The organism is Roseateles sp. GW821-FHT02E12 (assembly GCF_059421665.1).
In genome coordinates this window covers 936184-959840 of sequence record NZ_JBWKVK010000003.1, presented here as the reverse complement: position 1 = coordinate 959840, position 23657 = coordinate 936184, and the positions used below count along the sequence as shown (strand labels likewise).

The window sequence follows — 23657 nt, the reverse complement described above, 5'->3', positions numbered from 1 at the left end:
TGGGCGCTCGAGACCCGGTGGTTGGGATGGCACTCATGATTCCGGTTAGCACCGCGCAGAGCATCTCGACGCGGTATCGCCGGGTTTCGTTTTGTTTCGTCGCGGCAGGCCGGGGCCTGTGCGGCAGAGGGCGTGGCCCGCGTTGGCCCCTAGCACGTCTTGCCAGCGCCTCGCTCTCCCCAAACCCGCACGATCGTTCCGCCGCCACAACGTCAAGCGTGGCGGGCGGGATTTCCCCAGGCAGCCGCCGGCCCAGACCTCGAAAAATAAAACGAACGGTCGTGCTTTTATCGGGGAAGCCGACCGTCTTCATTTCACCCCGATGGAGACAAGCCATGAACGTTTCTATGCAGGGCTGGCGCCACCGCGCCGCCCGGGGAGCCGCCCTTTTGGGCTGCATGTTGGCCCTGGGCAACGTCCAGGCCGCCAACCTGAGCTGCCGCGCCGCCACGCCGCTGGAGGCCGCCACCTACACCACGCCTCTCGCCATGCCCGGCGTGATCTCGCCCAGGGACGGCACCTGCTTCCTCAACGGGCTCAAGGTCACGCGGCCCGACGGCGTGCGGCTGGCCGCGAACGTCTTCCTGCCCGCCGGCGCCAGCAACGGCTCGGCGACCAAATACCCGACGGTGATCTTCGTCACCAGCTGGGCCGTGGCCGACTTCTTCGAATACCTGGGCCAGCAGCAACGTCTGGCCCGTGACGGCTACATCGCCGTGGCCTACACGGCCCGCGGCTTCTGGGACTCCGAAGGCACCATCGGCGTGGCCGGCCCCGTGGACGTGGCCGACGTCACCGGCGTGCTGGACTGGACGCTGGCTCAGACACCGGCCGACCCGGCCCGCGTGGGCGCCGCCGGCATTTCCTACGGCGCGGGCCTGTCCCTGCTGGCCTTGGGTGCCGAGCCGCGGCTGAAAACCGCCGTGGCCCTGTCGGGCTGGGCGACGCTGCTCGACCAGATGTACCGCAACCAGGTGCCCAACCCGACCTGGCTGGACATCCTGCAGATCTCCGGCCAGCTGACCGGCCGGCTCGACCCCATCGTGGCCGAGTACAACGCCGCCATCCAGAACCCCGACACGCCGGCCTCCAAGCTCGCCGAGATCACGGCCTGGGGGCTGCCACGTTCGCCCAGCAGCGTGGTGGCCGCCATCAACCAGCGCGGCGCGCCGGTCTTCATCGGCAAGAACTGGCAGGACGACATGTTCTCGCCCAACTCGACGCTGGCCATGTTCAGCCAGCTGACCGGCCCCAAGAAGCTGATGCTGCAACCGGGCATCCACGCCTCGGCCGAGATCCCCGGCGCGCTGTTCGATGTGGACAACGCGATCTGGGACCAGGCCCACCGCTGGTTCGACCGCTGGCTCAAGGGCAAAGCCAACGGCATCGAGAACGAGCCCAAGGTGTCCCTGCAACCCAAGTTCGCCGGCTACCGCGAAACGCTGTCGAGCTGGCCGGCGCCGGAACTGCGAAACCTGGACTACCAGCTCACGCCACGCGGCGCCGTGCGCTGGGAGCTGAGTTGCCTGTGCTGGCGCGGCTTCAGCGGCGAGCTGCAGATCGGCCAGCGTGCCACCAGCGGCAGCGACAGCATCGGCAACGCGCTGGACACCACGGCCACCACCGGTCCCATCCCCGTGCTGTCGCCGCTGGCCGAGAGCGTCGGCCTGCCCGTCATCAACCAGTTGGCCACGGTGCTACCGGCCTTTGGCGTGCGCTACGAGGGCCCTTGGCTCAGCCAACCGCTCAAGCTGCGTGGCGTGCCGGCCCTCAAGCTGAAGGCCGTCCCGTCGCAGAAGCGCGGCATGCTGGTGGCCTACCTCTATGACGTCGACCTGGTGGGCTTCGGCACGCTGATCACCCATGGCGCCCGTGCCGTGCATGCGGCCACGCCGGGCCAGTCGCAGGACTTCAGCTTCGACATGGTCGCCACCGGCTACGACGTGCCGGCCGGCCACCGCCTGGTGCTGGTGTTCGACACGCAGGACAGCCTCTACGGCCCGCCGGTGCGCGCCGGCGAGCGCTTCGACATAGCGCTGGACTTCGCCTCCGGCAGCCCGCTGCAGTTGAAGCTGCAGACGCGCTGATGCGCCCGGGGCCGCCTTGGGATGTCCCTGAGGCGGCCCCCTACAATCGCGGACCCCCGAAAAGCCCTCTTTTCGCCCCAGCTTCACAGCGGGCGACGCCGCGATGACCGAACTTGCCAAGTCCTTCGAACCCGCCGCCCTGGAAGCCCATTGGGGCCCCAAGTGGGAAGCCGCCGGCCTCTATGAGCCGACCCTGGACACGGCCAAGCCTTCCTTCAGCATCCAGCTGCCGCCGCCCAATGTGACGGGCACGCTGCACATGGGTCACGCCTTCAACCAGACGGTGATGGACTCGCTGACGCGCTACCACCGCATGAAGGGCGACAACACGCTGTGGGTGCCGGGCACCGACCACGCCGGCATCGCCACGCAGATCGTCGTCGAGCGCCAACTGCAGGCCGCGGGCCAGAGCCGTCACGACCTGGGCCGCAAGAATTTCGTCGCCCGCGTCTGGGACTGGAAGCAGGAGAGCGGCAACACCATCACCGGCCAGATGCGCCGCCTGGGCGACTCGGTGAGCTGGGGCCATGAGTACTTCACGATGGACGAGAAGCTCTCGGGCGTCGTCGTCGAGACCTTTGTGCGGCTGTTCGAGGAAGGCCTGATCTACCGCGGCAAGCGCCTCGTGAGCTGGGACCCGGTGCTGCAGTCCGCCGTGTCGGACCTGGAAGTGACGAGCGAAGAGGAAGACGGCTCGCTGTGGCATATCCGCTATCCGATGGCGGACGGTTCAGGCTCGCTGGTGGTCGCCACGACCCGCCCCGAGACCATGCTGGGCGACACGGCCGTCATGGTCCACCCCGAGGACGAGCGCTATGCCGCGCTGATCGGCAAGCTGGTGAAGCTGCCGCTGACTGACCGCGAAATCCCGGTCATCGCCGACGACTATGTGGACCGCGAGTTCGGCACCGGCGTCGTCAAGGTCACGCCCGCGCATGACACCAACGACTACGCCGTCGGCCAGCGCCACAACCTGCCCATGATCGCGGTGCTGGACCTGCAGGCCAAGATCAACGACAACGCGCCCGAGACCTACCGCGGCCTGGACCGCTTCGTCGCCCGCAAGCGCGTGGTGGCCGACCTGGAAGCGCAAGGCCTGCTCGTCGAGGTCAAGAAGCACAAGCTGCAGGTGCCGCGCTGCGAGCGCACCGGCCAGGTCATCGAGCCGATGCTGACCGACCAGTGGTTTGTGGCCGTCACCAAGCCGAGTGCCGACGGCAAGAGCATTGCCGACAAGGCCATCGCCGCCGTCAAGACCGGCGCGGTCAAGTTCCACCCCGAGCAGTGGGTCAACACCTACAACCACTGGATGGGCAATCTGCAGGACTGGTGCATCTCGCGCCAGCTGTGGTGGGGCCACCAGATCCCGGCCTGGTATGGCACGGGTGGTGAGCTCTTCGTCGCGCGCAGCGAGGAAGAAGCGCAGGCCCGCGCTAAGGCGGCTGGCTACCTCGGTGAGTTGACCCGCGACCCCGACGTGCTGGACACCTGGTACTCGTCGGCGCTGGTGCCCTTCTCCACACTCGGCTGGCCTGAGAAGACGCTGGAGCAGGAGCTCTTCCTGCCGTCCTCCGTGCTCGTGACCGGCTACGACATCATCTTCTTCTGGGTCGCCCGGATGATCATGATGACGACCCACTTCACCGGCCAGGTGCCGTTCAAGGACGTCTACATCCACGGCCTGGTGCGCGACTCGCAGGGCCAGAAGATGAGCAAGAGCGAGGGCAATGTGCTGGACCCGGTGGACCTGATCCAGGGTGTGGACCTCGACACGCTGATCCAGAAGTCCACGCAGGGCCTGCGCAAGCCCGAGACGGCACCCAAGGTGGCGGCGCGCGTGAAGAAGGAGTTCCCCGAAGGCATGCCGGCCTACGGCGCCGATGCGCTGCGCTTCACGATGGCCAGCTACGCCAGCCTGGGCCGCAACATCAACTTCGACACCAAGCGCTGCGAGGGCTACCGCAACTTCTGCAACAAGCTCTGGAACGCGACGCGCTTCGTGCTGATGAACACCGAGGGCCAGGACTGCGGCCTCGCGCACGCCGAAGGCCATTGCCCGCCGGGCTACAACAAGTTCAGCCAGGCCGACCGCTGGATCACCAGCGAACTGCAGCGCGTGGAAGCGGCCGCGGCCCAAGGCTTTGCCGAGTACCGCCTCGACAACGTCGCCAATGCCGTCTACAGCTTCGTCTGGGATGAGTACTGCGACTGGTACCTGGAAATCGCCAAGGTGCAGATCCAGACCGGCGACGAAGCGCAGCAACGCGCTACCCGCCGCACGCTGATCCGCGTGCTGGAGACGACGCTGCGCCTGCTGCACCCCATCGCGCCCTTCATCACCGAGGAGCTGTGGCAGACCGTCGCTCCCGTGGCTGGCCGCAAGGCAACCGACTTCATCGGCCAGGCGCCCTACCCGGTCAGCCAGCCGGAGCGCATCGACCCGGCCGCCGACGCCTGGGTGGCTCAGCTCAAGGACGTTGTCGGTACGACGCGCAGCCTGCGCAGCGAGATGGCCCTCAGCCCCGCCGAGCGCGTGCCGCTGCTGGTGGGCGGCGACCTGTCGTTCCTGAGCGAAGCCGCCGCCGTTCTGAAGGTGCTGGCCAAGCTCAGCGCTGTCGAACTGATCGCCGACGAGGCCGAATTTGCGAAGCAGAGTGCCACGTCACCGGTGCTGGTGTACGGCGCCGCCAAGCTGGCGCTGAAGGTCGAGATCGACGTCGAGGCCGAGCGCGCCCGCCTGACCAAGGAAGCCACGCGCCTGGAAGGCGAGATCGTCAAGGCCGAGGCCAAGCTGGGCAACGAGAGCTTCGTGGCCCGCGCGCCGGCGGCTGTCGTCGAGCAGGAGCGCGCCCGCGTGGCGGGCTTCAAGGAAACGGTGGTGCGGCTGCGCGAGCAGCTGGCGCGCCTGCCTCAGTAAAAGTCGATGGCAGCGGCCGGCTGGGCCTTGTTGCCCGCCGGCGCTGGCGCCAGCAGGTCGTCGATGCCGCGCGCCACGGCCCAGGCTGCGCGCACGCGTGACTCACGCGTCGTGCCCGCCAGCCGCGGCGTCACCTGCAGTGTGCCGATGCCGTGCAGCGGCCGGCCGGTTTCCAGCCAGCCCGGCTCCAGACAATCGAACCAGGCGGCGCGCAGCTTGCCGTTGCGCAACGCGCGTGCCAGCGCCACGTCGTCCAGCAGGCCCGACTGACTCAAGCCCACGAGAATCTGCCCCGGCTTGGCGCCTTCCAGCTGGCGCTCGCCGATGAGGCCACGAAAGCGCTCGAAGAACGGCAGCATCAGCACGAGCCCGTCGCTGTGCTCGACCAGCTCCGACAGGCTGACGGACTCGATGCCCCAGCGCGCCCAGGTCAAGTCGCTCGGATGCATGGCGGGGTCGTAGCCGATGACGCGCGAGCCGAAGGCCTGCAGCAGCTGAGTCAGCACCTGGGCCGTGGGCGTCAGGCCCAGCAGGCCTATCGTCGAGCAGCCGAGCTCCCGGCCCACCTTGAGACCGTCGCTGCCTTCGATGGGCACGCGGCGCAGCAGGCTCAGCAGCGCGCCGATGGCGAACTCGGCCTCGGCGCTCGCGGTGGACGTCTGCGACCGCACGACCTCCACGCCGGCCTTGCGGCAGGCCTCGACATCGATGTTCTCGGCGCCACCGCTGGCCCGGCCGATGGCACGCAGCGCCGGCGCGGCTCGCAGCAACGCGGCGTCGATGCGCACCTCTGGCGGGGCGACGAGCGCGCGCGCATCCTGCAGCGCGTCCAGCAGGCCCTCGAAATTACCCACGAGCTCAGGCGCAAAGCGCGCGTCGTGGCGCTCGGCAAGCCATTGCACGACTTCGGCTTCCAGCGGTTCGAGGATCAGGACTGTCATGTTGGGGATCGGGTAGGCGTCCTACGCAGACCGTCACACCTCGCATGACAGAATCCGCGCGCCCCCGTCAAACGAGTTTACGTTCATGGCCTCTTCGTCCAAATCGCCGATCACCAAAGCCATCTTCCCGGTTGCCGGCCTCGGCACGCGCTTCCTGCCGGCCACCAAGGCCCAGCCCAAGGAGATGCTGCCGGTCGTCGACAAGCCGCTGATCCAGTACGCGGTGGAAGAGGCCTATGCCGCTGGTGTGCGCGAGATGATCTTCGTGACGGGCCGCCACAAGCGCCCCATCGAGGATCACTTCGACATGACCTTCGAGCTCGAGGTGGCGCTGGAGCAGTCCGGCAAGCACGATCTGCTGGAGGTGGTGCGCAGCGTCAAGCCCGACGACATGGAGTGCATCTACGTGCGCCAGGCCCAGGCCCTCGGTCTCGGCCATGCCGTGCTGTGCGGCCAGCGCCTGGTGGGCAACGAGCCGTTTGCCGTGCTGCTGGCGGACGACCTGATGGTGGGTGAGACGCCTATCCTGAAGCAGATGGTCGAGCAGTTCGCCGACTGGCGCGCCTCCATCCTCGCCGTGCAGGAAGTGCCGGCCGAGCACACCCGCCGCTACGGCATCGTTGCTGGTACCCAGGTCAACGACAAGCTGATGGACGTGAACCGCATCGTCGAGAAGCCCTCTCCCGAGGCGGCGCCCTCACGCCTGGGCGTGGCCGGCCGCTACATCCTGACGCCGGGCGTCTTCCACGAGATCGCCAACCAGCCGCGCGGCGTGGGTGGCGAGATCCAGCTGACCGACGGCATCGCCGGCCTGCTGCGCCGCGAAAAGGTGTTTGCCTATCGCTACGACGGCAAGCGCTACGACTGCGGCAGCAAGGAAGGCTTCCTGCAGGCCAACGTCGAACTGGCGCTGGCCCACCCGCAGCTAGGCCCGGGCTTCAAGGAATTCCTGCAGGGCTTGAATCTCTAAAGCCTTGCGGGACAGACTCGCCCGAGCGTAGCGAGTAGCTCTGTCCCCAACTGACCAGAGCCCTCAGCGCCTGCGCAGGACGTGAACGAACTCGTCGGCCGACGAGTTCTGTTCGACGAGCTCATTGCCCGTCTGCCGCGCAAAGGCCTGGAAGTCGCGCATCGAGCCCGGGTCCGTCGATACGACCCGCAGCAGCTCGCCGCTGAGCATCTCGGCCAGGGCCTTCTTGGCCTTCAGGATGGGCAGAGGGCAATTCAGCCCCCGCGTGTCTAGTTCACGTTGAACGTCCATCGGCTCATTCTCGCTTCATGTCCGTCAGGTCCAGCCACTTCGGCTCGATGCCGCGTGAGCGCAGCCAGGTCGCCAGCGCCTGGCCGGTGCCCTGAGGCCAGCAGCGCACGTCCTCGGGCGCAATCAACTTGTACTCGGCCAGTTCGGGCGACAACCGGATCTCGCCGCGCGCCGCCGCATGGTAGGCAATGATGATCTGGTTCATGCGCTGGAAGTCCCAGACGCCCAGCAGGCTTAAACGATCGACCTCCAGCGAAGTCTCCTCGGCGATTTCACGGCGGATGCCTTCCTCCGGCGTCTCGCCGGACTCCATGAAGCCCGTGATCAAGCCGAAGAAGCGCCCCGGCCAGGCCGCGTTGCGGGCCAGCAGAACATGGCCATCGCGGTCCACGCATTCGATGACGGCGGCCAGCACCGGCGTCGGGTTGTTCCAGTGCGTGAAGCCACAGGCCGGGCAGCGCAGCCGTTCCTTGTCCCCACCGTCCTCGGCCTGCGTGATGAGCGCGAGTTCGGTCGCACAGTCCGGACAGAAGCGATAAGGCTTCATGCGGGAAAGACGCCTGTGGACAGGTAACGGTCACCGCGGTCGCAGACGATGAATGCAATCGTCGCGTTCTCGACGCGGCGCGCGATCTGCAGCGCCACCCAGCAGGCTCCAGCCGCCGAGATGCCCGCAAACAGGCCTTCCTCGCGCGCCAGGCGCCGCGCCATGTCCTCGGCATCGTTCTGGCTGACAAGCACCAGCTCGTCCACGCCGCTGGGGTCGTAAATCTTGGGCAGATAGGCCTCGGGCCATTTGCGGATGCCCGGGATGCGCGAGCCTTCGGCCGGCTGGGCGCCAACGATACGCACGGCCGGGTTCTTCTCCTTCAGGAAGCGCGACACGCCGGTGATGGTGCCGGTGGTGCCCATGGCGCTGACGAAGTGGGTGATCTGGCCCTTCGTGTCCGCCCAAAGCTCGGGGCCGGTCGTCTCGTAGTGCACGCGCGGGTTGTCGGCGTTGGCGAACTGGTCCAGCACGCGGCCCTTGCCTTCATTCGCCATCTGCTCGGCCAGGTCCCGCGCGTATTCCATGCCGCCGGTCTTGGGCGTCAGGATGAGTTCGGCGCCGAAAGCCTTCATCGTCTGCGCGCGCTCGATGGACAGGTCCTCCGGCATGATCAGCACCATGCGGTAGCCGCGGATGGCCGCGGCCATGGCCAGCGCGATGCCGGTGTTGCCCGAGGTCGCCTCGATCAGCGTGTCGCCGGGCTTGATCTCGCCGCGCTCCTCGGCGCGCTTGATCATGCTGATGGCGGGCCGGTCCTTCACGGAGCCGGCAGGGTTGTTGCCTTCCAGCTTGGCCAGGATCACATTGCCGCGCGCGTCGTCGCCGAGCAGTCGCTGCAGGCGCACGAGGGGTGTTGCACCGATGACGTCTTCGAGGGTCGGGTAGCTCATGCGGGCCATTGTGGCAGCGGGATCAAAACACCAGCCTTGTCGAGTGCATAATCCGCCCCTCGCGTGCAAAGCGCGATGCTGTTTCCGACGGGCCCGGGTGGCGAAATCGGTAGACGCAGGGGACTCAAAATCCCCCGCCGCAAGGTGTGCCGGTTCGAGTCCGGCCCCGGGCACCAGGCGAAGCAGCAAGCGATGACGCTGTCATACACTCAAATGGCAAGCATCGGCCCTCCCGGTGCAGACGCCCTCTCCGGGCGCAAGCCGCGCGTCACATGCCACCGCTTCCTTCTGTCACCAAAGCCTTCCTGCTGGCTTGCGTCGGCTTCTTCTGCTTCTTCGAACTGTTTCCCGGCCTGGCGTTCTGGTTCGAGCTCTGGCCGCTGACTTCGGGCTACTTCCTGCCCTGGCAGGTGCTGAGTTACGCCTTCCTGCACGGCGACTTCACGCACCTGCTGTTCAACATGCTGGGGCTTTGGATGTTCGGCGGCGAGCTGGAGCGCGTCTGGGGCCCCAAGCGCTACACGCAGATCCTGATTGCCAGCACGCTGAGCGCGGCCATCGTCCAGTTGCTCTTCACCTGGGCCATCGGCGCGAATTCGCCCACGGTGGGTGCGTCGGGCGCCATCTTCGGCTTGCTGCTGTCCTTCGGCATGCTGTTTCCCAACCGCATCATCGTGCCGCTGATCCCGCCCATCCCCATGAAGGCGAAGTACTTCGTCGCCATCTTCGGGGGCCTGGAGCTCATCCTCGGGTTCAGCCGCTCCAGCGGCATTGCCCACTTTGCCCACCTGGGCGGCATGCTGGGCGCCTGGCTCCTGATCCGCCTCTGGCGCTCGCCGCGGCGCCGCGGCTAGAGGCCTTCTTTGGGCGTCGGGTAGTGCAGCGCCAGCCGCAGCTCGCGCTTGAGGCGAGCGTTGCTCATCCGGCGTGACTCGCTCCAGAAGCTCAGCTGCATCGGGCTCATCTTTTCGACGGCCTCGGCGCGCGTGATGCGCTCCGGCCTCGGCACCCCTGCCAGGTCGGCAGCCAGATCGAAGTAGTCGCCCATCAGCAACTGGCTGTCATCGCAGACGTTGACGGCCCGTTGCGGCAGGCCGCGCAGCAAGGCCAGCACGCAGGCGCGGGCCAGGTCGTCGGCGTGGATGTGATTGGTGAAAACATCGTCCTCGCGCCTCAGCACTGGCGTGCCACGCGCCAGGCGCTCGCGCGGATGGCCACCTTCCCGGTCGCGCGCGTAGATGCCGGGGATGCGCAGCAGGCTCACACGCGTGCCATGGCGGCGGCCGAAGGCGTGCAACTGGGCTTCGGCATCGACACGGCGGCGCGCGCGGTCCGTCGCGGGGTTCAGCGCGCGGGTCTCGTCGATCAGCGCACCACCGCAATCGCCATAGACACCGGTCGTGCTCGCGTAAACCAGCGCCGCCGGAGGCTTGCGTGCCAGCGCCGACAGCAGATGGCGGGTGCGCTCATCGGTGCTGCCTTGTGATGCCGGTGGTGCGAGATGCAGCACCAGATCGGCCAGGCCTGCCAGCCGCGCCAGCGTCGCCCGCTCGTCCAGGTTGCCGACCAGGGGCACGGCTCCCGCGGTGCGCAGCGCCGAAGCGCGCGCGGGGCTGGATGTCAGCGCAAATACGCGCCAGCGGCCGGCCAGCGCCTGGAGCACACGCAGGCCCACGTCGCCGCAGCCGATGATCAATAGCCTTGGGGTCATTCCAGGGTCGGGCAAAATGGCGGGCAGTCTACGGCCCCGGGCATCTCATGCGGGGCCGCTGCCTTTTTGGAAGCCATGTCCCATCAGATCACCATCCAGCCCGCCGGCCGCGTCTACACGACCGAGGGCGACGACACCCTGCTTGCCGCCGCCATCCGCAATGGCGTGGGCCTGCCCTACGGCTGCAAGGACGGCGCCTGCGGCTCCTGCAAGAGCAAGCTGCTCGAAGGCGCCGTCATCCACGGCAACCACCAGCCCAAGGCGCTCTCGGCCGAAGAGGAGGCAGCCGGCTTCGTGCTGACCTGCTGCGCACGGCCGCAGACCGACTGCACGATCGAGGCCCGCACGGTGCCCGGCGCCGGTGAGTTCCCGGTGCTGAAGCTGCCCAGTCGCGTCGCGGCCATGACGCGCCCCGCGCCCGACGTGGCCGTGCTGACCATGCAGCTCGCCGCCAACCAGAACTTCCAGTTCCGCGCCGGGCAGTACGTCGAGTTCATCCTGCGCGACGGCTCGCGCCGCAGCTACTCGATGGCGAACGCGCCGCACAGCCTGCCGGGCCAGATCGAGCTGCACATCCGCCACATGCCTGGCGGCAAGTTCACTGACCACGTCTTCGGTGCGCTGAAGGAGAAGGACATCCTGCGCATGGAAGGCCCGTTCGGCAGCTTCTTCCTGCGCGAGGATGCGACCCAGCCCATCGTGCTGCTGGCCAGCGGCACGGGTTTTGCGCCCATCAAGGCCATCATCGAGCGCGCCCGCCACATCGAGTCGACGCGGCCGATGGTGCTGTACTGGGGCGCGCGCAAGCAGGCCGACCTCTACTTGAACGACTGGGCCGCGCAGGTTGCCGCCGAGTGGCCGCAGCTGAGCTATGTGCCCGTGCTGTCCGAGCCCGACGAAGGCTGGACCGGCCGCACCGGCTTCGTCCACCGTGCCGTCATGGAAGACCAACCCGACCTGTCGGGCCACCAGGTCTATGCCTGCGGCGCACCCATCATGGTCGAGTCGGCGCACAAGGACTTCGTCGCGCAGTGCAAGCTGCCGGACGACGAGTTCTACGCGGACGCCTTCACGTCCGAAGCTGACAAACATGCAAACGCGTAGCGTGAGCATGTTTGCAGTGAAGACTCATGTTTGCCGCCCGGCGAATGTGAGTCGCAACTACAAGCACTGAGATGTTCGAACCGCCGTGGACCCCTGCTGCTGAACTAGTCGACGTACTGAAGCGTGACGGCGAAGCGGTGCTCGCACCGGGATCGCTGGAGGTGCTGGGCGTTTCGGCCAACGATCTAGACGCGCTGAAGCCCTGCTGGGACGACCTGCCGCCCGATGGCTATCTGCGCGACGGCGGCCGCTATCGCTTCCGCCGCCACGGCTGCTTCGTCGCCGACGGCGGCATGCTGACCCTCGCGCCCCACCGCGCCCATTGGCAGCCGCTGGACTACAACGCGCTGCACGGCGGCATCCAGCGCTGGTTCGTGCCGCTGGCGCAGGAGATGGTCACGTCACCCGCCTGGACGGCGCTGCTGCTGGGCCTGGCCAAGACGGCCTCGGCGCTGAAGGGCGAGCAGCCCTGGTTCATCGAGGCCCACCCTTTTCGCATCGACACCAGCGACGGCATCGGCCGCCCCACGCCCGAAGGTGCGCACCGCGACGGCGTCGATCTTGTCGCCGTGCTCTTCGTCGGCCGCCAGGGCGTCAAGGGCGGTGAGTCGCGCGTCTTCGATGCAGCCGGCCCGGCCGGGCAGCGCTTCACGATGACCCAGCCCTGGACGACGCTGCTGCTGGACGACGCACGCGTCATCCACGAAACCACGCCCATCCAGCCGATCACGGCCGGCGAGCGCGGCTGGCGCGACACGCTGGTCGTTACGCTGCGAAGCGGCGGCTTCCAGGGGCCCTGAGCCGTCAGGCGGGCGCCTTGGCCAGCAGCCGCTGCACGGTCTGCACCAGCAGGGCGTCGCTGACCGGCTTGTGCAGCACCTCCAGCCCGCTGCGGGCGAGCTGAGCCATGCGATCCGGCGCGGTATCGCCGGTGATGATGAGGGCGGGCGCCTCGCAGCCTTCGGCGCGCAGCGCAGCGATCAGTTCGGCGCCGGTGTGCTGGTCACCCAGGCGGTAGTCGGCGAGCACCATGTCGGGCCTGTAGCCACCACGCCAGAGGGCCAGCGCATCGCCCAGGGCTGAAGCCGTCAACGCCGTCCAGCCCCTGGCCTCCAACCGCGCCTGCAAGGCCTGCTGGACATCGACATCGTCATCGACGACGAGGAATTTCAGCGCTGCCGGCAGCGGGCCCGACGTTTCCTCGGAAGGCGCAGACACCGGTACAGGCACGGCATCTGCAGCCGCCAACTCTAACTCGAAGCGACTGCCCTGCCCCAGCGCACTGCTCAGCCGCAGTGCACTGCCCAGGCGCTCGGCATGGCGCCGGGCGATGGACAAGCCCAGGCCCACGCCCTTGTCGCCGGCACGCGCAGCATTGCCGATCTGGAAGAAGTCGTCGAAGACTTGGCCCTGGTCGGCAGGTGCGATGCCGATGCCGGTATCGCTGACGCTGAGCCGCCAAGCCTCCGGCGCCGCGGCCTCGACCGCCAGGGTCACGGTGCCAGCCGGCGTGAACTTGAGCGCATTGGCCACGAGGTTGTCGAGGATGCGTCGCAGCGCGGCATCGTTTCCGAGCGCCAAGGGCGCCACCTCAGGCACTTCAACCCGCACCGCCAGGCCGCGCTCGCGGGCTTGAGGCTCCCAAGCCTCGGCCGTCTGGCGCAGCAGCGCCGCCAGGTCGACGGCGCTCAGCGGCAAAGCCGTCTCGTGCGCCTCCAGCCGCGAGATCTCCAGGTATTGCGCCAGCAGCGGGTCGGCGCGCGCCATCGCCCTGGCGATGCCCTCGCCGATCTGCTTCAGCCCGGCGTGGTCCAGCTGCCGGGCGTGCTCCTCCACAGCCTCGCCATACCAGCGCATCACGGCGATGGGCTGGCGCAGGTCATGGCTGGCGGCGGCAAAGAAGCGCCCCCGGGCCACGATGGCCTCCTCGGCGCGGTCACGCTCCACGCGCAGCTGCTCGGCCCAGGTCATCTCGCGGGCGAGCACGGCCCCGTAGTCCCGCACGTAGGAGCGCAGCACGAAGAAAAACATAGCCAGCAGCAGCGCGATCGCGACACCTTCGATATCGGCGCGCACGAGCCACACGCCGCAAAAGGCCAGGAACAGCGGCGCCGCCCAGACGTCGTAGAGATGCATCAGGCCCGCCAGATTGGGCGCGCCGCCCACGGTGAGGCCCAGCATGACCATGGTGATCAGATAGAGGCCTTGCGACTCATGGCCCAGCAGCAGCGTCAGCAACACCGGCACCGGGCGCAGCAGGCCGATGACCACCAGCCACTGGAACGCAATTCGGCTGACCCGCTGCGCCTCCTCCTCGGTATCAGCCGACAGCCTGGGCAGTTGCCAGCCGCGCGCGAGGTTGACGCCCGTCATGACCACGAACCAGGCCGCCGCGGCAGTCTCCAGGCCATCGCGCCACAGCACCCAGGCCACGAGGGCATGCGCCAGTGTGATGGGCCACTGCGCGCGCAGCACCTGCGCGCGCGCCATGACCAGCCGGCGCGCCAGGGCCGACTGCGCCATTTCAGGCGTCATGCCTGGCCGCCACCCACGACCCGGAACACGGCCTCGCCACGCCGCTGCGCACCCACGGCCGCCAGCACGCCGCGCACATGGGTGTGCACGGTGTTGACGCCGATTTCCAGCTCGCGAGCGATCTCCTTGTTGCTGGCGCCGCGCAACATGATGCGAAACACCTCCGCCTGGCGCTCGGTCAGGTCCGGGAAGCGCTGCTGCAGCGATGCGGCATCGTCAGCCGAGGGCGAGACATCTGCCGGTGGATTGGCGGCCACCCGTGCCCGTTGCTGCAGCGCCCGATCCAGCAGGAAGACGCCGCCGCCCAAGGCGATCCGGATGGCTTCGAGCAAGGTGGCGCCGCTCGCGCGCTTGGGCACGAAGCCCGCCAGCCCCAGATCGAAGACCCGCTGCGGCCAGGGGGTGGGGTCGTCGCCCGACACGATGAGGATGGGCGCCCGCGACCCGGCGGCGCGCAAAGCATCGATCACCGCGTGGCCATCCTGGCGCCGGCCGTCCGCGCCCGTCAGGTGCCAATCCAGCAGGATCAGCTCGTAGCGCACATTCGCGGCCAGGCCGACGGCCACCGCCAGTTCGCTGGTCTTGTCCAACGTCAAGTCGGGCAAGCTCACCTGGAGGAAGGCCTGCAGCCCCTCCAGCACCAAATCCTCGTCGTCGATCAGCAGAGCCCGCACGTCCAAATCCCCCTGGGCGCTGTCATGCGCGCCTCTGTCATCTCAAGTGCGAAGGTTAACCGCGCCATCGGCCTTCGCGCCCTAGCCCGGTGGCCCACTAAAATTGACGCTGGCCGCGCCAAAAGCGCGGCTTCTCCCCCATCACTGCCGCGCCAAAAGCGCCCAACGCATGAACCCGACCTCCCTCTTCGGCCTGCCCGAGCAAACCGCTCACGAGCGAGTACTGCTCGCCACCGACCCGGCCACCGGCCTCAAGGCCATCCTCGCCGTGCACAGCACCGCGCGTGGCCCGGCCTTCGGCGGCTGCCGCGTCTGGCACTACGACTCCGAACTCGCCGCCCTCAACGACGCGCTGCGCCTGTCCCAGGGCATGAGCCTGAAGAACGCGCTGGCCGACCTGCCCTTCGGCGGCGGCAAGGCCGTCATCCTCAAGCCCGAGGGCGCCTTCGACCGCCCTGCCCTGTTTGCCGCCTTCGGCCGCGCCGTGCAGTCGCTCAACGGCGCCTACATCACCGCTGAAGACGTCGGCACGACGACGGCCGACATGCGCGGCATGCAGGCCGTGACGCCGTTTGTGAGCGGCATCCCGCGCGAAGGCGCCTTTGGTGGCGACCCCAGCCCCAAGACGGCCTGGGGCGTGTTCGTCTCCATCCAGGCCGGCGCCCGCCTCGTGCTGGGCCGCTCGTCGCTGGAAGGTGTGCGCGTTGCGCTGCAAGGCCTGGGCGCGGTGGGCTGGCATCTGGCCGAGTTCCTGCACAAAGCCGGCGCCAAGCTCGTCGTGGCCGACGTGGACGCCGCCAAGGTCGAGCGCGCCGTGGCCCAGTTCGGCGCAACGGCCGCCAGCGTGGCCGAGATCCTCGCGGCGGATGTCGACGTGCTGGCACCGTGCGCACTGGGTGCATCGCTGAGCGAGCACACCGTACCGACCATCCACGCCAAGCTGATCGCCGGCGCGGCCAACAACCAGCTGGCCACCTCGGCCGATGGCGACGCGCTGCAGCGCCGCGGCATCTGCTACCTGCCCGACTACCTGGTGAATGCCGGCGGCATCATCAGCGTCGCCCGCGAGTACCGTGGTGAAGGCGAGGAGACCAAGGTCATGGCCGAGGTCAGCAAGATCGCCGAGCGCGTGGAAGAGCTGCTGCAACGCGTGCAGACGGCCGACTCGACACCGGCCCGCGTGGCCGATGACTGGGCCCGCTCCAAGCTCGTCCGAGTGGCTTAAGTCCATCCCTGGTTTGGCCGGGCGGTGGCGCCCGGCCAACACTTAGAGAGCCCTCTCAAGTCCAGGGTTTGTCTCGACCGGTTTGTCCTCATGGCGACACGGCGGCTGCGCACAATTGGCGCAGGTTACGCACGATTACCGGAGACAAACCCTATGCGACGCAATACACGTCCAACCCGCGCGCTGCGCCCCTTGCTGGCAGGTATCGCCCTGCTGCCCCTGGCCCTGACGGCCCATTCAGCCGGCTACCGCTTCGGTACGCAGAGCGCCGCCTCTGAGGGCACGGCCAACGCCAACGCCGCCGAGGCCGCTGACGCGAGCACGCTGTTCGCCAACCCCGCCGGCATGACACGGCTCACCGGCTGGAACTTCTCCGGCGTCATCGACTACGTCGACCCCAAGACCAAGTTCACCGACCAGGGCTCCTACATCTCCCTGCCCGGCACCGGCCTGCAGCCACGCTCGACGGGCACCGTCGGCGACACGTTGGCATTCGCCAAGCCGGCCGTCGTGCCGCATCTCTACGCCGCCTACAAGGCCTCGGACACGCTGGCCTACGGAGTCGGGTTCTTCGTGCCCTGGGGCACCAAGCTCGACTACCGCCCGGACTGGGGCGGTCGCTACAACCTGCAGAAGGTTGAGCTGAAGTCCTTCTCGCTGAACCCCAACGTCGCCTGGAAGGCCGCGCCCGAGCTGTCGCTGGCGGCCGGCCTGAACATGCAATACATGGAAGGCAAGCTGCGCCGCGCAGTGCCTTACGCCTCGGCCTATGCCAAGGGCCTGCTGGGCGCCGCGCAACAGGCCGCCGCGGCCGGTGCGCCCGGCCTGGCGCTGCAGCTGCAGCAGCAGGCGGCGCTGATCTTCGGCAACCCGACCTACGACGGCTCCATCGCCGTCGAAGGCAAAGACTGGAGCCTGGGTTTCAACCTGTCGGCGCTGTGGGAACCCGCGGCCGGCACGCGGGTGGGCGTGGCCTACCGCAGCAGCGTCAGCCACAAGCTCAAGGGCTCGGCCGACTGGACCCAGCCGAGCAACCTGCCGGCCAATGTGCTGGCCGCCATCACCGGCGCGCCCTACAACGGCACCTCGGCGCTGGACCAGAACGACAGCGACGCCAGCCTCGCCGTGCGCACGCCCGAGTCCCTCTCGCTGCACGGCTTCCAGCAAGTGACGCCCACCATCGCCGTGATGGCCGACTTCACCTGGACGCGCGACTCGCGCCTGCAGCAGCTGCGCATCGACTTCGCCAATTCGACGGCCGACTCCATCACGCCCGAGCACTGGAAGGACAGCACCAAGGTCTCGGTGGGCGCGCAGTGGCAGGCCCTGCCCTCGCTGCTGCTGCGGGCCGGCTACAGCAAGGACCTGTCGCCCGTGCCCTCGGCCACGCGCAGCCCGGCCCTGCCCGACGCCCACCGCACCTGGGTGGCGCTGGGCGCCAACCTGGCCGTGGCGGACAACGCCAGCGTCGACTTCTCCTTCGGCAAAGTGAAGCTGAAGGACGCCGCGATGAACGCGACCGACGACGCCGAAGGTGAGACGCCCTGCAACTGCTCCTACGCAACCGCACGCGGCAACTACACCACCAAGGCCACCATCTTCGGTGTCCAGTTCAACTACAAGTTCTGAGGAGGCGACACATCATGGATCGCCGCAGTTTTCTCCGCCGCAGCGCCGCTCAAGCGGGCGCCCTGATCACCGCCTCCACCGCCCTGTCCAGCCTCGTTGGCTGCGGCGGCGGTGGCGACGCCGGTGCGCCCATCGAGCCCTTGCCCGCCACCTTCCCCGGCAGCAGCACGCCGCTGCCGACAACGGCCGCCGCCAGCGGCACGTTCAAGTTCCCGCAGTCCGTTGCCTCGGGCGACCCCAAGCCCGACGGCGCCGTGCTGTGGGCCCGCGTGGTGCCCAGTGCGGCCGATGACGTGACCAGCGCCGCGGGCGGCGGCAGCTACAACGTGACGCTGAAGATCAGCAGCGCCGCCGGCAACGCCGCCCTGCTCGGCACGACGTCCGCGCTCACAGGCACGGCCGACGCCAACGCCGACGTGCCGGTCTACGAGTTCTACGACCACACGCTGCGCCACCGTATCAGCGGCCTGCAACCGGCCACGGTCTACTACTACCAGTTCACCGCCGGCAGCAGCGTGTCGCGCATCGGTCGCTTCAAGACGGCGCCGGCCGCCGAGGCCGACATCAGCGCGTTGAACTTCGCCTTCATCTCCTGCCAGGACTGGAGCGTGAACCACTGGGCCGGCATGGACTCGCTGGCCCAGGAAAACATCGACTTCATCGTCCACCTGGGCGACTACATCTACGAAGCCGTGGGTGCGGACTACCAGGCCGGCGGCGTCGAGAGCGGCCACACGGCGCTGGCCCTGCCGAATGGCACCGCCCTGCCCACCGGCGGCAAGTACGCCACGACCATCGCCGACTACCGCTACCTCTACAAGCGCTACCGCACCGACCGCCGCCTGCAGAACCTGCACGAACGCTTCGCCTTCGTGGCCGTCTGGGACGACCACGAGTTCAGCGACGACTGCTGGCAGGACCGCGAGACCTACGACAACGGCACCTTCAACGCGACCACGCAGGTCGGCGACAACACGGCCCAGACCTCGCGCCGCCTGTCGGCCAACCAGGCCTGGTTCGAGAACATGCCGGCCGACATCAGCTTCACGCTGGACCCAGGCCAGGGCATCACCGGCATCCGCATCTACCGCGACCTGAAGTTCGGCAAGCTGATGCACCTGGTCATGACCGACCAGCGCCTGTACCGCGCCGACCATCTGATTCCTGAAGCCGCCCCGAGCCCGCTGACGGGCCAGGCCGTGGGCTCCATCGGTGCACGCTACATGGTGCCGCAGGCCACGCTGGCAGGCGTCGAGACCGCCAAGCTGACCGCCGGCGCCACGCTGCCCGACCCACTGGCCCTCGTCAGCGTGCTGGGCGGCGCACAGCGCCAGTGGTGGGTGCAGACGATGACGACCTCCACCGCGCAATGGAAGATCTGGGGCAACGAGGTCTCGCTGCTGCGCATGGGCATGGACGGCAACAAGATCCCCGGCGCGCCGGCCGCCTTCAAGGCCAAGTTCGTGCTGAACGCCGACCAGTGGGACGGCTTCAACGCCGAGCGCAAATACCTGATGGGCCAGCTGCTGGCCAAGGGCGTGAAGAACGTCGTCGCCGTCACGGGCGACATCCACGCCTTCTATGCCGGCGTCGTCATGGCCGACTACGACGCCGCCACGCCCGTGCCGGCGATGGTCGACCTCGTCACGGCCGGCGTGTCCAGCAACTCCAACTTCAGCTACTTCTACGGCGCGGCCTTGCAGCCGTCGTTTGCAGCACTGAAGCCGCTGGTGGCGACGAGCGAAGCTGAGTCCGAAGCCATTGCGATCCAGATCCTGAGCGCTGCCATTGCACTGGCAGCCGGCGTGACCGACCTGAGCAACACGGCTGCCATCCAGGCCGCCGTGCAGGGCGCCATCCTGGCCGGCAAGGTGCCTGCCGCTGCCTTTGCGCCGACGGCTTCGCTGTCCAAAGCCATCATCGTCACGTTCGATGAGACGCAGGCAGGCACGATGGGCACCGTCATCGCGAGCACGATCGCCGGCCTGGCCGCTGCGGGCAAGTCGGTTGCTGCGATGACGCTCTACGGCCTCATCCAGCAGAAGCTCGCCGCGGCGCTGGGCATCCCGCCCAACCTCGTACCAGCATCGGAAATCGTCAAGCGCCTGAACCCGTTTGCTGACTCGACCACCGCAGTCGCGCCGCCGGTCAACAACCCGTGGATCAAGCATGTCGACAGCGACGCCCAGGGCTACGCGATCGTCACGCTGAGCAAGACCGATCTGATCTGCACCTTCAAGAAGATGGCGCGCCAGGTTGGCGGAACGGCCCCGACGACGCCGGTGGCCAGCGTCAAGACAGTCCGCGTGGCTGCCGGCGTGACGGACGTCAGCGTGGTGGGCAGCCTCTGATCTCTGCAGATCACGCAAAGCAAAACGCCCGGCGGTGCCGGGCGTTTTTTTATGGGCGGCCGAGCCGCTTTTATTCGCCGAGGTAGGCAGCGCGCACCTTGGGGTCGTTCAGCAAGGCCTGGCCTTCGCCCTCCATCGTCACCTCGCCGGACTCCATCACGTAGCCGCGGTTGGCCAGCTGCAGCGCGCGGCTGGCGTTCTGCTCGACGAGCAGCACCGTGACGCCCTGGCTGTGGATGTCGTTCACGACCTCGAAGATCTTGTCCACCATGATGGGCGACAGGCCCATGGACGGCTCGTCCAGCAGCAGCACCTTGGGGCGAGCCATCAGCGCGCGGCCCATGGCCAGCATCTGCTGCTCGCCGCCGGACATCGTGCCGGCCAGCTGCTTGGCGCGCTCCTTCAAGCGCGGGAACAGGCCGAAGACCTTGTCCATGTCGGCCTGCACTTCGCCATCCTTGCGGTTGTAGGCGCCCATCTGCAGGTTCTCGATGATGGTCATGCGCGTGAAGGTGCCGCGGCCTTCGGGCACCATGACCAAGCCTTGCTTGGCCAGGTCCCAGGCGCCCTGGCCCTTGATGGCCTTGCCGAGGTATTCCACGCTGCCGGCGGCAATCGGCTGCAGGCCGGTGATGGCCTTCATCGTTGTCGTCTTGCCCGCGCCGTTGGCGCCGATCAGCGACACCAGTTCGCCTTCGCGCACCTCGAAGCTGACGCCCTTGACGGCCTGGATGCCGCCGTAGGCGACCTTGAGGCCGCTGACTTTGAGAAGGGTTTGTGCCATGTTTTTCGTCCCTCTCAATGGTTCTTGTGGCCGGCGCCGAGGTAGGCCTCGATCACCTTCTCGTTGCGCTGCACGTCGTACGGCGTGCCTTCGGCGATCTGCTTGCCGTAGTCCAGCACCGTGACGCGGTCACACAGGCCCATGACCAGCTTCACGTCGTGCTCGATGAGCAGGATGGTGCGGCCGTCGTTGCGGATGCGGTCGATCAGCTCGCGCAGCACGACTTTCTCGGTCGCGTTCATGCCGGCGGCCGGTTCGTCCAGCGCGATGAGCTGCGGGTCGGTGGCCAGAGCCCGAGCGATCTCCAGGCGGCGTTGGTCGCCGTAGCTCAGCGTGCGCGCCTTGAAGTCCGCGTACTCGCCGATGCCGACGTAGTCCAGCAGCTCCTGGGCACGCGCCTTGATCGCGGCCTCCTCGGCCTTGAACTTCGGCGTGCGGAACACCGCGCCGATCAGGCCCGACTTGGTGCGGATGTGGCGGCCGACCATCACGTTCTCGATCGCCGTCATGTCGGCAAAGAGGCGGATGTTCTGGAAGGTGCGCGCGATGCCGGCCTTGGCCACCTGATGCACCGCCTGCGGCGCGTAAGGCGTGCCGCCCAGGGCGAAGCTGCCGCCGTCCGGCACGTACAGGCCCGTGATGACGTTGAAGAAGGTCGTCTTGCCGGCGCCGTTGGGGCCGATGAGGCCGTAGACCTGGCCGCGCTGGATCTGGATGCCGACGTCGGACAGGGCCTGCACGCCGCCGAAGCGCTTGGACGCGCCGCTGACGTTGAGAACGATGTTGTCGTGTTGTGTCATGTGCGTGCTCCCCTCACTTCGCGGCCGGCGGTGCGACCTTGCCATGCTCCGGCGACGGCCACAGGCCGCGCGGGCGGGCCAGCATGATGCCGATCATGGCCAGCGCCACCAGCAGCTGGCGCAGGATGGAGGCGTCCAGGCGGCCGTCGGTCATCTGCTGCAGCGGGCCGGCAACGTAGCGCAGCACCTCGGGCAGGGCCGACAGCATCAGCGCACCGAGGATGACGCCCGGGATGTGGCCGATGCCACCCAGCACGACCATCGCAACGATCATGACCGACTCCTGCAGGCTGAAGGACTCGGGCGACACGAAGCCCTGGAAGCTCGCGAACATCGCGCCCGACACGCCGCCGAAGGTGGCGCCCATGCCGAAGGCCAAGAGCTTGAGGTTGCGGGTGTTGATGCCCATGGCCTTGGCGGCGATCTCGTCCTCGCGGATGGCCATCCAGGCGCGGCCGATGCGGGAGTTCTCCAGGCGATAGCAGATCACCACGCCTGCCACCACGAGGGCCAGGAACAGGTAGTAGTACAGCGTCACCGAAGGCAGCGTGAAGCCGAAGACGTCCCAGGACTTGCCGAGGTCCACGCCGAAGACGCGGAAGGAGTCGATCTGGCCGATGCCGCGCGGGCCGTTGGTGACGTTGAGCGGGTACTCCAGGTTGTTCAGGAACACGCGGATGATTTCGCCGAAGCCGAGCGTGACGATGGCGAGGTAGTCGCCGCGCAGCTTCAGCGTCGGCGCCCCCAGCATCACGCCGAAGAAGGCCGCCAGCGCCGCACTGGCCGGGATGACCAGCCACAGCGGTGAGTGCAGGCCGGTCGGGAACGCGGCCTGGAAGGCCTCGAAGTTCTCGCTCAGGTGCGGGCTCGCCAGCAGCGCGAACATGTAGGCGCCAACCGCGTAGAACGCGACGTAGCCCAGGTCCAGCAGGCCGGCGTAGCCGACGACGATGTTTAGGCCCAGCGCCAGCAGCACGTACAGCAAGGCCAGGTCGATGATGCGCACGGGGCCGTTGCCAAGTTGCTGCGCAAACAGCGGCACGACCAGCAGCCCGACGGCTGCGGCGATGAAGGTGATGAGTTTCTTGGTGTCCATGTCTTGGCTCCCTTCAGGCGCGGTCGGCCACACGCTCGCCGAGCAGGCCCGAGGGGCGCAGCGTCAGCACGAGGATGAGGGCCACGAAAGCGAAGATGTCGGCGTAGTGGCTGCCCAGCACGCCGCCGGTCAGGTCACCCAGGTAGCCCGCGCCGATGGCCTCGATGAGGCCCAGCAGCACGCCACCCACCACGGCACCGGCCAAGTTGCCGATACCGCCCAGCACCGCGGCCGTGAAGGCCTTCAGCCCGGGCATGAAGCCCATCGTGTGCTGCACCGTGCCGTAGTTGGCCGCCCACATCAGGCCGGCGACTGCCGCAAGCGCGGCGCCGATGACGAAGGTGGTGGAGATGATGAAGTCGGGCTTCACACCCATCAGGCCGGCCACGCGCGGGTTCTCGGCGGTGGCGCGCATCGCGCGGCCGAGTCGCGTGTAGTTCACCAGGTACATCAGGCCCGCCAGGATGCAGACCGTCAGGCCCAGGATCAGGCACTGCGTGACGGTGATGACGGGGCCGCCGAGGTCGAACGGCGTGGTGGGCAGCAGCAACGGGAAGGGCTTGGGGTTCGGCTTCCAGATGATCATCGCGAGCACCTGCAGCAGCAGCGACATGCCCATGGCGGTGATCAGTGGCGCCAGGCGCGGCGCGTTGCGCAGCGGTCGGTAGGCGATCTTCTCGACCGCGAAGTTCAACGTCGCGCAGACGACGATGGCGGCAGCGAGGCCGATCAGCATCAGCAGCCATCCGGGAATGCCGGAATCCGCCAACAGCGTGACCAGCGTCCAGCTGACCATGGCGCCGACCATCAGGATCTCGCCGTGGGCGAAATTGATGAGGTTGATGATGCCGTAGACCATGGTGTAGCCGAGGGCGACGAGGGCATACATGCTCCCGAGCACCAGGCCATTGATGATCTGTTGAATCAGAGTCTCCATGAGGGCTCCAGAAATTTTCGTTGGGCGCAGCATGCGCCACGCGACTCGGGATAAATCGCAACCCTCGTGCCAAAACAGGGTCTCGGGCAACGTTTCAAGGGTATTCACCGACGGTCTGAAACAGCCAACCGTTTGATCCGTCCCACGAGGGCAGTGCTGGTCGGA

General features: G+C 67.9%; 20 protein-coding genes and 1 tRNA gene. 10 read left to right on the top strand and 11 right to left on the bottom strand.

Annotated features, from left to right (window positions below; genetic code table 11):
* Positions 1-398 precede the first annotated feature (398 nt).
* Together AC07V5_RS22285 and AC07V5_RS22280 are read left to right on the top strand one after the other, a co-directional pair.
* Positions 399-2087 carry a CocE/NonD family hydrolase gene (locus AC07V5_RS22285; RefSeq protein ID WP_495118023.1) on the top strand — a complete coding sequence of 563 codons (1689 nt, stop codon included), beginning with the start codon at positions 399-401 and terminating at the stop codon, positions 2085-2087.
* Between the two features lie 103 nt (positions 2088-2190).
* Positions 2191-5004 (top strand): valine--tRNA ligase, encoded by a 2814-nt coding sequence (locus tag AC07V5_RS22280; RefSeq protein ID WP_495117893.1) that lies wholly within the window; start codon positions 2191-2193, stop codon positions 5002-5004.
* Here AC07V5_RS22280 and AC07V5_RS22275 read toward each other — a convergent pair.
* The gene (locus AC07V5_RS22275) at positions 4998-5945 is read right to left on the bottom strand and encodes an NAD(P)-dependent oxidoreductase (protein ID WP_495117892.1); all 948 of its coding nucleotides are present in this window, start codon (positions 5943-5945) and stop codon (positions 4998-5000) included. The two genes, AC07V5_RS22280 and AC07V5_RS22275, sit on opposite strands and share 7 nt — an antisense overlap.
* A gap of 85 nt (positions 5946-6030) precedes the next feature.
* Here AC07V5_RS22275 and galU point away from each other — a divergent pair, with 85 nt between their 5' ends.
* Positions 6031-6915 carry a UTP--glucose-1-phosphate uridylyltransferase GalU gene (gene galU / locus AC07V5_RS22270; RefSeq protein WP_495117891.1) on the top strand — a complete coding sequence of 295 codons (885 nt, stop codon included), beginning with the start codon at positions 6031-6033 and terminating at the stop codon, positions 6913-6915.
* Positions 6916-6978: 63 nt separating this feature from the next.
* On the opposite strand, the gene AC07V5_RS22265 is transcribed toward galU, so the two are convergent.
* From AC07V5_RS22265 to cysM, 3 genes are read right to left on the bottom strand one after another with little or no spacing between them, the layout of a single operon-like run.
* The gene (locus AC07V5_RS22265; RefSeq protein WP_495117890.1) at positions 6979-7206 is read right to left on the bottom strand and encodes a sulfurtransferase TusA family protein; all 228 of its coding nucleotides are present in this window, start codon (positions 7204-7206) and stop codon (positions 6979-6981) included.
* 4 nt (positions 7207-7210) lie between these two features.
* The gene (locus tag AC07V5_RS22260; protein ID WP_495117889.1) at positions 7211-7753 is read right to left on the bottom strand and encodes an NUDIX domain-containing protein; all 543 of its coding nucleotides are present in this window, start codon (positions 7751-7753) and stop codon (positions 7211-7213) included.
* Entirely contained in the window at positions 7750-8646 is an 897-nt protein-coding gene (gene cysM / locus AC07V5_RS22255; RefSeq protein ID WP_495117888.1) for a cysteine synthase CysM, read from the bottom strand. The genes AC07V5_RS22260 and cysM overlap by 4 nt, the downstream gene beginning before the upstream one ends.
* 91 nt (positions 8647-8737) lie before the next feature.
* Here cysM and AC07V5_RS22250 point away from each other — a divergent pair.
* Together AC07V5_RS22250 and AC07V5_RS22245 are read left to right on the top strand one after the other, a co-directional pair.
* A tRNA-Leu gene (locus AC07V5_RS22250) sits at positions 8738-8822 on the top strand.
* Between the two features lie 96 nt (positions 8823-8918).
* Positions 8919-9500, top strand: a complete 582-nt coding sequence (locus AC07V5_RS22245) for a rhomboid family intramembrane serine protease (RefSeq protein WP_495117887.1) — start codon at positions 8919-8921, stop codon at positions 9498-9500.
* On the opposite strand, the gene AC07V5_RS22240 is transcribed toward AC07V5_RS22245, so the two are convergent.
* Positions 9497-10357, bottom strand: coding sequence for an SDR family oxidoreductase (locus AC07V5_RS22240; protein ID WP_495117886.1), 861 nt, complete (start codon positions 10355-10357; stop codon positions 9497-9499). The two genes, AC07V5_RS22245 and AC07V5_RS22240, sit on opposite strands and share 4 nt — an antisense overlap.
* 75 nt (positions 10358-10432) lie before the next feature.
* On the opposite strand from AC07V5_RS22240, the gene AC07V5_RS22235 reads away from it, so the two are divergent.
* Positions 10433-11461 carry a CDP-6-deoxy-delta-3,4-glucoseen reductase gene (locus AC07V5_RS22235; protein WP_495117885.1) on the top strand — a complete coding sequence of 343 codons (1029 nt, stop codon included), beginning with the start codon at positions 10433-10435 and terminating at the stop codon, positions 11459-11461.
* A gap of 71 nt (positions 11462-11532) precedes the next feature.
* The gene (locus tag AC07V5_RS22230; RefSeq protein WP_495117884.1) at positions 11533-12261 is read left to right on the top strand and encodes a 2OG-Fe dioxygenase family protein; all 729 of its coding nucleotides are present in this window, start codon (positions 11533-11535) and stop codon (positions 12259-12261) included.
* Between the two features lie 4 nt (positions 12262-12265).
* Here the strand turns inward: AC07V5_RS22230 and AC07V5_RS22225 are convergent, their stop codons facing one another.
* Positions 12266-13996, bottom strand: a complete 1731-nt coding sequence (locus AC07V5_RS22225; RefSeq protein ID WP_495117883.1) for a sensor histidine kinase — start codon at positions 13994-13996, stop codon at positions 12266-12268.
* Positions 13993-14670, bottom strand: a complete 678-nt coding sequence (locus tag AC07V5_RS22220) for a response regulator (RefSeq protein ID WP_495117882.1) — start codon at positions 14668-14670, stop codon at positions 13993-13995. Before AC07V5_RS22220 ends, AC07V5_RS22225 begins: the two co-directional genes overlap by 4 nt.
* 169 nt (positions 14671-14839) lie before the next feature.
* Between AC07V5_RS22220 and AC07V5_RS22215 the strand changes: the two genes are divergently transcribed.
* The 3 genes from AC07V5_RS22215 to AC07V5_RS22205 all read left to right on the top strand — a co-directional run bounded on the left by AC07V5_RS22215 (position 14840) and on the right by AC07V5_RS22205 (position 19875).
* Positions 14840-15895 (top strand): Leu/Phe/Val dehydrogenase, encoded by a 1056-nt coding sequence (locus tag AC07V5_RS22215; RefSeq protein ID WP_495117881.1) that lies wholly within the window; start codon positions 14840-14842, stop codon positions 15893-15895.
* A gap of 192 nt (positions 15896-16087) precedes the next feature.
* Positions 16088-17524 (top strand): OmpP1/FadL family transporter, encoded by a 1437-nt coding sequence (locus AC07V5_RS22210; RefSeq protein WP_495117880.1) that lies wholly within the window; start codon positions 16088-16090, stop codon positions 17522-17524.
* 14 nt (positions 17525-17538) lie between these two features.
* Positions 17539-19875 (top strand): alkaline phosphatase D family protein, encoded by a 2337-nt coding sequence (locus AC07V5_RS22205; RefSeq protein WP_495117879.1) that lies wholly within the window; start codon positions 17539-17541, stop codon positions 19873-19875.
* 70 nt (positions 19876-19945) lie between these two features.
* On the opposite strand, the gene AC07V5_RS22200 is transcribed toward AC07V5_RS22205, so the two are convergent.
* From AC07V5_RS22200 to AC07V5_RS22185, 4 genes are read right to left on the bottom strand one after another with little or no spacing between them, the layout of a single operon-like run.
* A complete protein-coding gene (locus AC07V5_RS22200) occupies positions 19946-20659 on the bottom strand; it encodes an ABC transporter ATP-binding protein (RefSeq protein ID WP_495117878.1) in 714 nt (237 codons plus the stop codon).
* Positions 20660-20673: 14 nt separating this feature from the next.
* Positions 20674-21459 (bottom strand): ABC transporter ATP-binding protein, encoded by a 786-nt coding sequence (locus AC07V5_RS22195; protein ID WP_495117877.1) that lies wholly within the window; start codon positions 21457-21459, stop codon positions 20674-20676.
* A gap of 13 nt (positions 21460-21472) precedes the next feature.
* On the bottom strand, positions 21473-22555 hold the full coding sequence (locus tag AC07V5_RS22190) for a branched-chain amino acid ABC transporter permease (protein WP_495117876.1): 1083 nt from the start codon (positions 22553-22555) through the stop codon (positions 21473-21475).
* 13 nt (positions 22556-22568) lie between these two features.
* The gene (locus AC07V5_RS22185) at positions 22569-23492 is read right to left on the bottom strand and encodes a branched-chain amino acid ABC transporter permease (RefSeq protein WP_025564063.1); all 924 of its coding nucleotides are present in this window, start codon (positions 23490-23492) and stop codon (positions 22569-22571) included.
* Positions 23493-23657: the final 165 nt, after the last annotated feature.

What these genes read in the sequence shown, in the direction of transcription:
- AC07V5_RS22240 (WP_495117886.1), bottom strand. Translation starts at nt 10,357, where the DNA reads ATGACCCCAAGGCTATTGATCATCGGCTGCGGCGACGTGGGCCTGCGT.
- AC07V5_RS22185 (WP_025564063.1), bottom strand. Translation starts at nt 23,492, where the DNA reads ATGGAGACTCTGATTCAACAGATCATCAATGGCCTGGTGCTCGGGAGC.
- AC07V5_RS22200 (WP_495117878.1), bottom strand. Translation starts at nt 20,659, where the DNA reads ATGGCACAAACCCTTCTCAAAGTCAGCGGCCTCAAGGTCGCCTACGGC.
- AC07V5_RS22205 (WP_495117879.1), top strand. Translation starts at nt 17,539, where the DNA reads ATGGATCGCCGCAGTTTTCTCCGCCGCAGCGCCGCTCAAGCGGGCGCC.
- AC07V5_RS22275 (WP_495117892.1), bottom strand. Translation starts at nt 5,945, where the DNA reads ATGACAGTCCTGATCCTCGAACCGCTGGAAGCCGAAGTCGTGCAATGG.
- AC07V5_RS22265 (WP_495117890.1), bottom strand. Translation starts at nt 7,206, where the DNA reads ATGGACGTTCAACGTGAACTAGACACGCGGGGGCTGAATTGCCCTCTG.
- AC07V5_RS22280 (WP_495117893.1), top strand. Translation starts at nt 2,191, where the DNA reads ATGACCGAACTTGCCAAGTCCTTCGAACCCGCCGCCCTGGAAGCCCAT.
- AC07V5_RS22285 (WP_495118023.1), top strand. Translation starts at nt 399, where the DNA reads ATGTTGGCCCTGGGCAACGTCCAGGCCGCCAACCTGAGCTGCCGCGCC.
- AC07V5_RS22215 (WP_495117881.1), top strand. Translation starts at nt 14,840, where the DNA reads ATGAACCCGACCTCCCTCTTCGGCCTGCCCGAGCAAACCGCTCACGAG.
- AC07V5_RS22235 (WP_495117885.1), top strand. Translation starts at nt 10,433, where the DNA reads ATGTCCCATCAGATCACCATCCAGCCCGCCGGCCGCGTCTACACGACC.
- AC07V5_RS22225 (WP_495117883.1), bottom strand. Translation starts at nt 13,996, where the DNA reads ATGACGCCTGAAATGGCGCAGTCGGCCCTGGCGCGCCGGCTGGTCATG.
- AC07V5_RS22195 (WP_495117877.1), bottom strand. Translation starts at nt 21,459, where the DNA reads ATGACACAACACGACAACATCGTTCTCAACGTCAGCGGCGCGTCCAAG.
- galU (WP_495117891.1), top strand. Translation starts at nt 6,031, where the DNA reads ATGGCCTCTTCGTCCAAATCGCCGATCACCAAAGCCATCTTCCCGGTT.
- AC07V5_RS22230 (WP_495117884.1), top strand. Translation starts at nt 11,533, where the DNA reads ATGTTCGAACCGCCGTGGACCCCTGCTGCTGAACTAGTCGACGTACTG.
- cysM (WP_495117888.1), bottom strand. Translation starts at nt 8,646, where the DNA reads ATGAGCTACCCGACCCTCGAAGACGTCATCGGTGCAACACCCCTCGTG.
- AC07V5_RS22190 (WP_495117876.1), bottom strand. Translation starts at nt 22,555, where the DNA reads ATGGACACCAAGAAACTCATCACCTTCATCGCCGCAGCCGTCGGGCTG.
- AC07V5_RS22245 (WP_495117887.1), top strand. Translation starts at nt 8,919, where the DNA reads ATGCCACCGCTTCCTTCTGTCACCAAAGCCTTCCTGCTGGCTTGCGTC.
- AC07V5_RS22260 (WP_495117889.1), bottom strand. Translation starts at nt 7,753, where the DNA reads ATGAAGCCTTATCGCTTCTGTCCGGACTGTGCGACCGAACTCGCGCTC.